At 70.2% G+C, this 11,916-nt stretch carries 10 protein-coding genes and 1 pseudogene; 3 read left to right on the top strand and 8 right to left on the bottom strand.

The annotated features are described in order from the left end of the window. The first annotated feature begins 233 nt into the window (after positions 1-233). Both gabT and GWI24_RS30785 read left to right on the top strand, forming a co-directional pair. Positions 234-1,583: a 4-aminobutyrate--2-oxoglutarate transaminase gene (gabT, locus tag GWI24_RS30780; protein WP_210949155.1), complete on the top strand. Its 1,350-nt coding sequence runs from the start codon at positions 234-236 to the stop codon at positions 1,581-1,583. Between the two features lie 102 nt (positions 1,584-1,685). Next, positions 1,686-2,606 (top strand): phosphatase PAP2 family protein, encoded by a 921-nt coding sequence (locus tag GWI24_RS30785; protein ID WP_247617101.1) that lies wholly within the window; start codon positions 1,686-1,688, stop codon positions 2,604-2,606. 21 nt (positions 2,607-2,627) lie between these two features. Here GWI24_RS30785 and GWI24_RS30790 read toward each other — a convergent pair whose 3' ends face one another. The 7 genes from GWI24_RS30790 to GWI24_RS30820 form a co-directional block, all read right to left on the bottom strand. Continuing rightward, the gene (locus tag GWI24_RS30790) at positions 2,628-4,076 is read right to left on the bottom strand and encodes an FAD-binding oxidoreductase (RefSeq protein ID WP_210949156.1); all 1,449 of its coding nucleotides are present in this window, start codon (positions 4,074-4,076) and stop codon (positions 2,628-2,630) included. Positions 4,077-4,081: 5 nt separating this feature from the next. Next, positions 4,082-4,879 carry an ABC transporter permease gene (locus GWI24_RS30795; protein ID WP_210949157.1) on the bottom strand — a complete coding sequence of 266 codons (798 nt, stop codon included), beginning with the start codon at positions 4,877-4,879 and terminating at the stop codon, positions 4,082-4,084. Then, the gene (locus GWI24_RS30800) at positions 4,876-5,829 is read right to left on the bottom strand and encodes an ABC transporter permease (RefSeq protein ID WP_210949158.1); all 954 of its coding nucleotides are present in this window, start codon (positions 5,827-5,829) and stop codon (positions 4,876-4,878) included. The genes GWI24_RS30795 and GWI24_RS30800 overlap by 4 nt, the downstream gene beginning before the upstream one ends. Beyond that, a complete protein-coding gene (locus GWI24_RS30805) occupies positions 5,826-6,977 on the bottom strand; it encodes an ABC transporter ATP-binding protein (RefSeq protein WP_210949159.1) in 1,152 nt (383 codons plus the stop codon). Before GWI24_RS30805 ends, GWI24_RS30800 begins: the two co-directional genes overlap by 4 nt. Positions 6,978-6,999: 22 nt before the next feature. Beyond that, on the bottom strand, positions 7,000-8,247 hold the full coding sequence (locus tag GWI24_RS30810; RefSeq protein ID WP_210949160.1) for a spermidine/putrescine ABC transporter substrate-binding protein: 1,248 nt from the start codon (positions 8,245-8,247) through the stop codon (positions 7,000-7,002). 80 nt (positions 8,248-8,327) lie between these two features. Beyond that, on the bottom strand, positions 8,328-9,848 hold the full coding sequence (locus GWI24_RS30815; protein WP_210949161.1) for a gamma-aminobutyraldehyde dehydrogenase: 1,521 nt from the start codon (positions 9,846-9,848) through the stop codon (positions 8,328-8,330). 286 nt (positions 9,849-10,134) lie between these two features. Beyond that, on the bottom strand, positions 10,135-10,569 hold the full coding sequence (locus tag GWI24_RS30820) for a DUF4190 domain-containing protein (protein ID WP_210949162.1): 435 nt from the start codon (positions 10,567-10,569) through the stop codon (positions 10,135-10,137). A gap of 115 nt (positions 10,570-10,684) precedes the next feature. On the opposite strand from GWI24_RS30820, the pseudogene GWI24_RS30825 reads away from it, so the two are divergent. Then, positions 10,685-11,340 (top strand): annotated as a pseudogene (locus tag GWI24_RS30825) (NADAR family protein). Here GWI24_RS30825 and GWI24_RS30830 read toward each other — a convergent pair. Next, positions 11,280-11,916, bottom strand: a 637-nt coding sequence (locus GWI24_RS30830) for a DUF4190 domain-containing protein (protein ID WP_210949163.1), incomplete at its 5' end; no start/stop codon positions are given. The pseudogene GWI24_RS30825 and the gene GWI24_RS30830 overlap by 61 nt on opposite strands.

Here is an 11,916-nt window from a genome sequence, read left to right on the forward strand (position 1 = left end):
CCTGACCGGCTGTTCCTCGGCTTTCGCGCCATCGCTCAATCTAGTGTTCCCGCGCGGGGAGTTCAGCGACCCGGGCGGGCCCGTCTCACTCTCGGGATCCGTAAGGCCGTCGTCGGGCTATGGCCGTCGCGGACAAGGAAACACGCGCAGTGCTACCGAACGGAACATGCCTCATCCCTCGCCACGCCCATAGCCTGCGACTAAAACCCCTGTTCTTTCCCCTGGAGCCCGTCATGACCGAACTGTCCGGAGGCCCGGCCCTCCCCCAGGAGCGTCGCGTCGTCACCGCCATTCCCGGCCCGAAGTCGCAGGAGCTGCTCGCTCGTAAGAACGCGGCGGTCGCCGGTGGGGTGGGGAGTGTGCTGCCGGTCTTCACCGTGCGCGCGGGTGGCGGTGTGATCGAGGACGTGGACGGCAACTCGCTGATCGACTTCGGTTCCGGTATCGCCGTGACCTCCGTCGGCTCCTCCGCGGAGGCCGTCGTACGCCGGGCGTCCGCGCAGCTGGCGGACTTCACGCACACCTGTTTCATGGTCACTCCGTACGAGGGCTATGTGGAGGTCTGCGAGGAGCTGGCCCGGCTCACGCCCGGCGATCACGCCAAGAAGTCGGCGCTGTTCAACTCGGGCGCCGAGGCGGTGGAGAACGCGGTGAAGATCGCCCGTTCGTACACCAAGCGCCAGGCGGTCGTCGTCTTCGACCACGGCTACCACGGCCGGACCAACCTCACCATGGCGCTCACCGCCAAGAACATGCCGTACAAGCACGGCTTCGGCCCCTTCGCGCCCGAGGTCTACCGCGTTCCGCTCGCCTACCCCTACCGCTGGCTGACCGGCCCGGAGAACTGCGCCGAGGAGGCCGCGGCCCAGGCCATCGACATGATCAGCAAGCAGATCGGGGCCGAGAACGTGGCCGCGGTCATCATCGAGCCGGTCCTCGGCGAGGGCGGCTTCATCGAGCCCGCCAAGGGCTTCCTGCCCAGGATCGCGGAGTTCGCCAAGTCCCACGGCATCGTCTTCGTCGCGGACGAGATCCAGTCCGGCTTCTGCCGCACCGGCCAGTGGTTCGCCTGTGAGGACGAGGGCATCGTCCCGGACCTGATCACCACCGCCAAGGGCATCGCGGGCGGTCTGCCGCTGGCCGCCGTCACCGGCCGCGCGGAGATCATGGACGCGGCGCACTCCGGCGGTCTCGGCGGCACCTACGGCGGAAACCCGGTGGCGTGCGCGGCGGCGCTCGGCGCGATCGAGACGATGCGCGAGCTGGACCTCAACGCCAGGGCCAAGCGCATCGAGGAGGTCATGAAGGGCCGCCTCGCCGCGATGCGGGAGAAGTACGACATCATCGGCGACCTCCGCGGCCGCGGCGCCATGATCGCCATCGAACTCGTGAAGTCCGGCACCAAGGACCCCAACCCCGAGGCCACGGCCGCCGTCGCCAAGGCGTGCCACTCGGCCGGGCTGCTCGTGCTGACCTGCGGAACCTACGGCAATGTGCTGCGTTTCCTGCCGCCGCTGGTGATCGGCGAGGACCTTCTGAACGAGGGTCTCGACATCCTCGAGAGCGCCTTCGCCGAGCTGTGACTGTGAGTGATCGATGGGTGGCGTGAAGAAGATGTGCGGGGCCGATGACAGGTGGGTGATCGGTCTGTCGGGCGGGGCTTCGCTGCCGTACGGTCATTGCAGATGAGAGAAACACCCCGCTCGCAGGGGACTGCGGGCGATGCCGTGCCGGTGCTTCCCCAGCCCCGACCCGGCTGTGCCCTCGCGCACACCACTGGAGCCTCCGGCTCCGGATCTCCTCACCGATCGGACGGCCGCCCGCCCCAAACCCCCCGGGGCGCGCGGTACACCGATCGCCACGGCGGCCCCGGAACCACCCCCCCTGTTCCGGGGCCGCCGACTGTTCACTCCCCTTCCGCGCCACGGGCGACACTGCTCGCAGTCTTTGCGCCCCTCGCGCTGCTCGCGCTGTGCACCTGGCAGATCGCCGCCCACGGCCCCCTGCGCACCTACGACGAACGGCTCGGCCGCGCGATCGCCGGCTCGGCGCTCCCCTCCCCCGTCGCCGGGTTCCTCGCCGACCTCGGCAATACGGCGGTGGCGGTCCCCGTCCTCGCCGTCGCCCTCGGCTGGGCGGCGTGGTGCGCCCGGCGCGCGGCAGAGCCGCGCTGGTGGCTGCCGCCGCTGGCCGCCGCGGTGGCGATGGCGGCGGTTCCGGCGCTGGTGGTTCCGTTCAAGGCGCTGATCGACCGCCCCGGCCCGCCCGGGCCGCTGGCGGGCGAGACCGGATTCTTTCCCTCCGGCCATGCCGCGACGGCCGCCGTCGCCTACGGCGCGGCGGCGCTGCTCCTCCACCCTCTTCTGCGCCCGCGGCTCCGGCGGCCCCTCCTGGTGGCCGTCGCCATGCTGAACCTCGCCGTGGCCGCCGGGCTGGTCCGGCGCGGCTACCACTGGCCACTGGACACCGTCGCGAGCTGGTGTCTGTCCGGTCTACTGCTGTGGGCGGTGCTCAGGGCCAGCCGATCGAGCCACAACGGTCAGCAGTCCGGTCCCGGCCCGCGGAAACGACAGTCACCCCAGGCCGCGCCGAGCGACCCGGGGTGACCACGGCGCGGGGCTCCGCCCTCAGCTGTCGAACCCCAGCCCCACCTTGTCCATCGCCTTCAGCCACAGATTGCGGCGCCCACCGTTCTCGTCGGCCCGGGTCATGGACCACTGCGTGATCCCGATGCCCGCCCACCGCACCGGCTCCGGCGGGAAGGGCAAAGGCTTGCCGCGGACCATCTCCAGGCGGGTGCGCTCAGTGCGCTCACCGGCGAGCAGATCGAGCATCACCTCGGCGCCGAACCGGGTCGCCCCGACGCCCAGGCCCGTGTAGCCGAGCGCGTACGCCACCCTGCCCCCGTGCGCGCTGCCGAAGAACGCGGAGAAGCGCGAGCAGGTGTCGATGGCGCCGCCCCAGGCGTGGCTGAAGCGCACGCCCTCCAGCTGCGGGAAGCAGCGGAAGAAGTGCTGGGCGAGGGTGCGGTAGGTGGCGGGGTGGTGGTCGTATTCGGCGCGCACCCGCCCCCCGTAGCGGTAGATGATGTCGTAGCCGCCCCACAGGATGCGCTGGTCGGCGGTGAGCCGGAAGTAGTGGAAGTGGTTGGCGGTGTCGCTGAGTCCTTGCCTGCCCCGCCAGCCGATCGCGCCGAGCTGCTCCTCGGTGAGCGGCTCGGTCATCAGCGCGTGGTCGTAGACGGGGGTGATGTACGGGCGGACGCGGCGCACCAGCGCGGGGAAGGCGTTGGTGGCGAGCGCCACCTGTCGGGCGCGCACCCGGCCGTAGGGGGTACGGACGGCCATCCCCGCCCCGGTGCTCGCCAGCCGCTCGGCCGGGGTGTGTTCGTAGATCCGTACGCCCAGCTCGGCGCAGGCCCGCGCCAGGCCCCAGGCGAGCTTGGCGGGGTGCAGCATGGCCACGCCGCGGCGGTCCCACAGCCCGGCCAGGAAGGTGGGCGAGTCGACCTCGGCGCGCACCGCGTCGCGGTCGAGGAACTCCTGCTCGCCGATGCCGAGTCCGGCCGCCAGCTGAGCGGCCTCGCGCAACTCCGCAACCTGGTACGGCTCGGTGGCCACATCGATCTCGCCGGTGCGTTCGAAGTCGCAGTCGATGCCGTAGCGCTCGACGGCGGACTCGATGGCGTCGAGGTTGCGATGGCCGAGCCGCTCGAGTTCGGCCAGCTCATCGGGCCAGCGGGCGGCGCCGTTGCCGAGGCCGTGGGTGAGGGAGGCGGCGCAGAAACCGCCGTTGCGCCCCGAGGCGGCCCAGCCGATCTCCTGGCCCTCGACCAGGACCACCTCGCGGTCGGGGTCACGCTCCTTGGCGATCAGGGCGGTCCACAGTCCGCTGTAGCCGCCGCCGACGACGAGCAGATCGCACCGCTCCTCCCCGACGAGGGCGGGGCGGGGGCCGGGCCTGCCGGGGTCGTCCAGCCAGTACGGCCGGTACGCGGCCCCGGCCAGGGCCTTCCAAGCGGACGGAGTGGGGGCACCCTCGCCCCCGGACGAGCGGGTCATGGCGTCCGTGGCCATGGTTCTCAGCTCCTCTTGCGGCGGGCGCCGGCCAGTTGGCCGACGAGAACGCACAGCACCGCGACGGCGAACATCGCTGTTCCGATCACATTGATCTGCACGGGTGTGCCGCGCTGTGCGGATCCCCAGACGAACATGGGGAAGGTCACGGTCGAGCCTGCGTTGAAGTTGGTGATGATGAAGTCGTCGAAGGAGAGCGCGAAGGACAGCAGCGCGCCCGCGGCGATACCCGGCGCGGCGATCGGCAGGGTGACGCGCAGGAAGGTCTGCGCCGGGGAGGCGTAGAGGTCCTGGGCGGCCTGCTCCAGCCGGGGGTCCATGGACATCACCCGCGCCTTGACGGCCGTCACCACGAAGCTCAGGCAGAACATGATGTGGGCGATGAGGATCGTCCAGAAGCCGAAGTCCACGCCCATGTTGAGGAAGAGGGTGGCCAGCGAGGCGGCCATGACGACCTCGGGCATCGCCATCGGCAGGAAGATCAGGCTGTTGACCGCGGGGCGGGCCCGGAAGCGGTAGCGGGCCAGCGCGAAGGCGATCATCGCGCCGAGGACGGTCGCGCCGATCGTCGCCCATACCGCGATCTTCAGGCTGAGCGAGAGCGAGCCGCACAGGTCGGCGACACCGCACGGATCGGTCCAGGCCTCGGTGGAGAACCGCTGCCATTCGTAGTTGAAGCGCCCGTTGGGCTTGTTGAAGGAGAAGACCAGGACGACGACGTTGGGCAGGATCAGATACGCGAGGGTGCCGAGCCCCGCGATGACCACCAGGTTCCGCCGTATCCAGCGCGTCAGGGCCGTCACACCAGGTCCTCCGTCCCGGACTTGCGGATGTAGACGGTGACCATCGTGAGGATGGCCGCCATGAGGATGAAGGACAGCGCCGCCGCCGTCGGATAGTCCAGCACCCGCAGGAACTGCGACTGGATGACATTGCCGATCATCTTCTGGTCGGTGGAGCCCAGCAGTTCGGCGTTGATGTAGTCGCCCGCGGCGGGGATGAAGGTGAGCAGCGTGCCCGCGACGACGCCCGGCATGGACAGCGGGAAGGTCACCTTCCGGAAGATGGTGAAGGGCCGGGCGTAGAGGTCGCCCGCGGCCTCGTGGAGCCTGGGGTCGATGCGCTCCAGCGAGGTGTAAAGCGGGAGGATCATGAAGGGCAGGAAGTTGTACGTCAGCCCGCAGACCACCGCGAGCGGTGTGGCCAGCACCCGCTGTCCCTCGGTGATCCCCAGATAGCTGGTGACGTCCAGGATGTGCAGCGAGTTGAGCGCGCCCACCACCGGGCCGCCGTCGGACAGGATCGTCTTCCAGGCGAGGGTGCGGATCAGGAAGCTGGTGAAGAACGGCGCGATGACCAGGATCATCACCAGATTGCGCCAGCGGCCCGCCCGGAAGGCGATGAGATACGCGAGCGGATAGCCGAGCACCAGGCACATCACGGTGGCGGTGGCGGCGTAGAGCACCGAGCGCAGGAACTGCGGGTAGTACTCGCTCAGCGCGTCCCAGTAGGTCTGGAAGTGCCAGGTGACCTTGAAGCCCTCTTCGAGGGAGCCGGTCTGGACGGAGGTCGACGCCTGGTAGATCAGCGGTGCGGCGAAGAAGATCAGCAGCCAGAGGAGGCCGGGGAGCAGCAGCCAGTAGGGCACCAGCCGCTTGCGGACGGCGGGCTTGCGGAGGGACGGCTTCCGTACGGGCTCAGGTACCGGCCCGGCGGCGTCCGGCGGGGCGTCGGGAGTCGCCGTCGCGCTCATGGGGCCTCCTCGTCCAGCTCCGTACCGGCGTCGATGTCCTGGGTCGCGTCGAGGCCGAAGGTGTGGGCGGGGTTCCAGTGCAGGACGACCTCGGCGCCGGGGACGAGCCGCGCGTCGCGCTCGATGTTCTGCTCGTAGACGGTGATCTCGGGGCAGCCCGGGGTGGTGATGAGGTACTGGGTGGAGACGCCGATGAAGCTGGAGTCGGCGATCCGCCCGGTGATCCGGTTGCGGCCCTCCGGTATGGTCCCGGCGTCCTCGGCGTGGGCCAGGGTGATCTTCTCGGGGCGCACCCCTACCAGCAGTTTCCCTCCCGTGCGGACGGGGGCGCTACATCGGTCGGCGGGCAGCGAGAGCTTGCCGCCGGCGACGGCGAGGACGAGGTCGCCGCCGCTCTTGTCGGTGATCTCGGCCTCGATGAGGTTGGAGGTGCCGAGGAAGTTGGCGACGAAGGTGGTGCCGGGGTTCTCGTAGAGGTCGGCGGGGGCGCCGCGCTGTTCGACCCGGCCGCCGTTCATCACCGCGACCGTGTCGGCCATGGTCATGGCCTCCTCCTGGTCGTGGGTGACATGGATGAAGGTGATGCCGACCTCGGTCTGGATGCGCTTGAGCTCCAGCTGCATCTGACGGCGCAGCTTGAGGTCGAGCGCGCCCAGCGGTTCGTCGAGCAGCAGCACCCGGGGGTGGTTGATCAGGGCACGGGCGACGGCGACGCGCTGCTGCTGGCCGCCGGAGAGCTGCTGCGGTTTGCGGCGGGCGAAGTCGCCGAGCTGGACCAGCTCCAGCATCTCCTCGACCTGCTTCTTCACCGACTTGATGCCGCGCCGGCGCAGTCCGAAGGCGACGTTCTCGAAGATGTCGATGTGCGGGAAGAGGGCGTAGCTCTGGAAGACCGTGTTGACGGGCCGCTTGTGGGGCGGGAGGGCGGTGATGTCCTCATCGGCGAGCCGGACGATGCCGCTGGTGGGCTCCTCCAGACCCGCGATCATGCGCAACGTGGTGGTCTTGCCGCAGCCGGAGGCGCCGAGCAGGGCGAAGAAGGAGCCGGCGGGTATGTGCAGATCGAGCGGGTGGACGGCGGTGAAGGACCCGTAGGTCTTGCTGATCCCGGTGAGACGGACGTCGCCGCCGGAGGTGGGCTGGGTCATGGCGGTGTCGCTTCCTCGCTTGTCAGGCGCCGGTGAGCTTGGCGAACTTGTCCTCGAATGCCGTCTCTTCCTTGCTGGAGAGCGAGCGGAAGGAGTGGGACTTGGCGGCCATCTCCTCGTCCGGGAGGATCAGCGGATTGTCCGCCAGCGCCTTGTCGATCTTCGCGAGCTCCTCGCGCACCCCGTCGACCGGGCAGACGTAGTTGATGTAGGCGGCGATCTTCGCGGCGACCTTGGGCTCGTAGAAGTAGTCGATGAGCCGTTCGGCGTTCCTCTTGTGGCGCGCCTTGTTGGGGACCAGGAGGTTGTCCGTGGCCGTCATATAGCCGGCGTCGGGGATGGCGAACCCGATCTCGGGGTTGTCCGACTGGAGCTGGATCAGGTCCCCGGCCCAGGCCATACAGGCGGCGATGTCGCCCTTGGTGAGGTCGCCGGTGTAGTCGTTGCCGGTGAAGCGGCGGACCTGGCCCCGGTCGGACGCCTTCTGGAGGCGGGCGATCGCGGCGTCGTAGTCGTCGGCGGTGACCGTCTCGGGGTTCTTGCCCATGTCCAGGAGGGTCAGCCCGACGGTGTCGCGCATCTCGGTCAGCAGCCCGACCCGGCCCTTGAGCTTGGGGTCCTCCAGCAGCTGGGAGACGGAGGTGACCTTACGGCCGCCGGTGGCCTTCTTGTTGTACGCGATGACGGCGGGGATACCGGTCCACGGGTAGGAGTGGGCGCGGCCCGGGTCCCAGTCCGGAGTGCGAAAAGGTTTCGCCAGGTTGGTGTAGGCATGGGGCAGTTGGGCGGGGTCCAGCGGCTGTATCCAGCCGAGCCGGATCATCCGGGCGGCCAGCCAGTCGGTGACGCAGATGAGATCGCGACCGGTGTCCTGGCCCGCCGCGAGCTGCGGCTTGATCTTGCCGAAGAACTCGACGTTGTCGTTGATGTCCTCGGTGTACTTGACCTTGATGCCGGTACGGCGCTGGAACCGGTCCAGGGTCGGATGGCGGCCGCCCTTGCCGACGTCCATGTACTCGGTCCAGTTGGAGAAGGCCAGCCGCTTCTCCTCGTCGGAGTGGTCATCGGAGGCGTTGTCCGCCTCGGTGCGCCCCGCGGGCGGGATACCGCAGCCGCCGAGCGCCCCGAGCCCGCCGACGGCGATCGCCCCGGCGCCTCCCGCACGCAGCAGGGAGCGGCGGGTGAGCGCCATACGGCCGCTGGTCAGGGAGCGCCGCATCGCGGCGATCTGTGGTGGGGACAGGCTCTCGGGCTCGTGCCGTGCTTCCATAAGCTGTGCCTTTCGAGGGTGTCGGCCGGTGGCGGCCGGCCGAGGCCACGCGGAGGTAGCCGCACATTCAGGTCTGTCGGTCAGGTCTGCCGATCACCGAAGACCGTGCGGTGCCAGTCCTTGCGGACCACTGCGGTGTTGTCGAACATCACATGCTTGACCTGCGTGTACTCCTCGAAGGAGTACGCCGACATGTCCTTGCCGAAGCCGGATGCCCGCACCCCGCCGTGCGGCATCTCGCTGATGATCGGGATGTGGTCGTTGATCCAGACGCAGCCGGCCCGGATCTCGCGGGAGGCGCGGCCCGTACGGTAGACATCGCGGCTCCAGGCGGAGGCGGCGAGACCGTAAGGGGTGTCGTTGGCGAGCGCGATGCCCTCGTCGTCGCTGTCGAAGGGGAGGACGACCAGGACCGGGCCGAAGATCTCGGACTGGACGACCTCGCTGTCCTGGGGCGCGCCGGTGATCAGCGTGGGCCGGTAGTAGGCGCCCTTGGCGAGGTCGCCGCCCGGGGCCTCGCCGCCGGTGACGACGGTGGCGTAACCGCGGGCCCGCTCCACGAAGCCCGCCACGCGGTCGCGCTGGGCGTGGGAGATCAGCGGGCCGAGGTCGGTGTGCGGATCGAAGGGATCGCCCAGCCTTACGGTCGCCATGAGATCGGCGACGGCGGCGACGAACGCGTCGTACAGCGGGCGCTGCACATACGCGCGGGTGGCCGCGGTGCAGTCCTGTCCGGTGTTGATCAGCGCCCCCGCGACGGCGCCGTGCGCGGCGGCCTCCAGATCCGCGTCGTCGAAGACGACGAAGGGCGCCTTACCGCCGAGTTCGAGATGGATCCGCTTGACGGTGGCGGTGGCGAGTTCCGCGACCCGCTTGCCGACCGCCGTGGAGCCGGTGAAGGAGGTCATCGCCACGCCGGGGTGGGAGACCAGGTGCTCGCCCGCCTCACGGCCGGTGCCGCTCACCACGTTGACGACGCCGTCCGGGAGGCCCGCCTCCGTGGCCGCCTGGGCGAACATCAGCGAGGTCAGGGGCGTCAGTTCGGCGGGCTTCAGCACGATGGTGTTGCCCGCGGCGATGGCCGGGAGGACCTTCCACGCCGCCATCTGGAGGGGGTAGTTCCAGGGGGCGATGGAGCCGATGACGCCAATGGGCTCGCGGCGGATGTACGAGGTGTGGTCGCCGCTGTACTCGCCGGCGGCCTTGCCCTCCAGGTGGCGGGCGGCACCCGCGAAGAAGGCGGTGTTGTCGATGGAGCCGGGCACATCGAACTCGGTGCTGAGCTTGATGGGCTTGCCACACTGCAGCGACTCGGCGTGGGCGAGGTCGTCCGCCCGCTCGGTGAGCGCCGCGGCGAAGCGGTGCATCGCGTCGGACCGCTCGCCGGGGGTGGCGCCCGCCCACTCGGGGAAGGCGGCCTCGGCGGCGGCCACGGCGGCGTCGACATCGGCCGTACCGGCGAGCCGGTAGCTGAACACCTGCTCGCCGGTGGCCGGGTCGACGACCGCGTGCGTGCCCTCGGAGCCGCCCTCACCCAGACGGCCCGCGATGTACTGGGCACCGTCGGCGAATCGCTCCGTCACGTCGAACCGCTGATCCATCGCGCTCTCCTCCGCCGATCCGCCCAGAGGGGCACGGCGTAGCTACAACCGGAATTGATGGCCGATCCTGACAGAGGAGCAGCGCTTCAACAAGGGATTCCGTTGTTGCTTTTTGGTTTCGCGACGGATTCAGTGATCAGAGTGGCTTCGGCATCACCGTTTCCGAGCCGGAGCCCGGTCCGGACCGACGGATTGAGCAGCCGGTCCGGAGTCCGGTTGGGACGCCGGTGAGGGCGCCGGCGGAGACGCCGTCCGGAGCCCGGTGGGACCCCGGTCCGGACGCCGTCTAGAAGACGGAGTCGATGGCGGCGTCCAGCGCGGCGAGGTATATCGCCGGGAGCACCATGCCGATGATGCCGCAGACCAGACCGGCGGTGGCCGAGCCCCCGTTGTTCGCCTCGCCGCGGCTGACCTTCCCCTTGCCGATGGCGCCGAAGATGATCGCCAGGATGCCGAGGATGACCGCGAAGACCCACAGGAAGTAGGTGATCCCGCAGACCAGACCGACGATGCCGCAGACCAGCGCGGCCGTGCCCATGCCATTGCTCAGCTGCATCGGCATCCCGGCCGCCCCCGGGTAGACGGGCGGCGTGGCGGGGTAGCCGGCCCCGGGGTACTGCGGCTGCTGGCCCGGGGGCTGCGCCGGCGGCGGGGGCGCGGCATAGGGATTGGCCTGTGGGTCGTACGGCCCCTGCTGTGGGCCGGGTGTGTTGCTGGACATCGTCGGTCTCCCCTCCTGGTTAACGTCCGGCAATGCTATGGGCAGGACTCATGCCTGGACAGCTCAATTGCGCAGGTCGGCGGGGCTGTCGGTGGCGGGTGCGAGAATCCTGGGCATGAAGACGAACGGGGTGGGGGATTCGGTTTCGGCGGAGGGGAGTCCCCCGGTTTCGGCGGACGGGGGTCCTCGGTCGGTCGAGGAGCTGGTCGAGCGGGCGGCGCGCGGTGAGCGCCTGAAGTACGTGTGGTTCTGGGGGCATCGGCCCAGGCCGGGCGGAAGCGTGGGTCCGGGGTGCTTCAGCCAGTGGTGGCCGTCACCGTTCACCGTGGCCGGGGTCACCTATGCGACGGCCGAGCACTGGATGATGGCGGGCAAGGCGCGGCTGTTCGGCGACGCGGAGGCCGAGCGCCGGGCGCTCGACGCCTCCCACCCCAAGCAGGCCAAGGACGCGGGCCGCGCGGTGCGCGGCTTCGACGAGGAGACGTGGCGGCGTCATCGCTTCGGGCTCGTGGTCGAGGGCAGTGTGCACAAGTTCGGCCACCACCCCGAGCTGCGCGGATATCTGCTGGGCACCGGGTCGCGCGTCCTGGTGGAGGCCAGCCCGGTGGACCGGGTGTGGGGCATCGGGCTGGCGGCGGACGACGAGCGGGCGGCGGACCCGGCCCGCTGGCGCGGGCTCAATCTGCTGGGTTCGCGCTGATGGAGGCGCGTCAGCGGCTGATATCGGCGAGCAGGGGCGGGAGCACCGCAGGGGCCGAGACGCTGGCATAGCCCGGGTCGTCATCGCTGCCCGAGTCGTCGTCCTCGGCGGCTATGTAGACGAAGATCATGACGACGCTCGCCACCACGGCGATCACCCCGAGGATCACCCCGGCCAGCGCCGAGCCGCCGTTGGTCGCCTCGCCGCTCGCCGCCCTGGAGCGGCCGAGCACCCCGAAGATGATCGCGAGCACACCGAGGATGATGCCGAGCACGATGCTCGCGAACAGCACCAGGCCGATGATGCCGAGCACCAGGGCGGCCGTGCCATGGCCGTTGTTCGGCACATACGTCCCGCCCGGCCAGCCCTGGCCGTACGCCCCTCCGGGGTAGGCGGCGGGATAGCCGGAGCCGGGGTAGCCCGTGCCGGGGTGGGCGGTGCCGGTGTAGGAGGCGCCCGGGTAGCCGTAGCCGGGATGGCCCTGGCCCGGCGCCCCGCCGTACGGGGACTGCTCGTACGGCGCCTGCTGCCCGTACCCGGGCTGGGCGTACCCGGGCTGGGCGTACCCGCCCTGGCCGTACCCGCCCTGGCCGTATCCGTTCGGCTGGCCGTATCCGTTCGGCTGGCCGTATGCGTTCGGCGCGTAG

Origin of the sequence: Streptomyces sp. MK37H, assembly GCF_018035285.1 — a bacterium.
In the GTDB taxonomy this organism is placed as follows: Bacteria; Actinomycetota; Actinomycetes; order Streptomycetales; family Streptomycetaceae; genus Streptomyces; species Streptomyces endocoffeicus.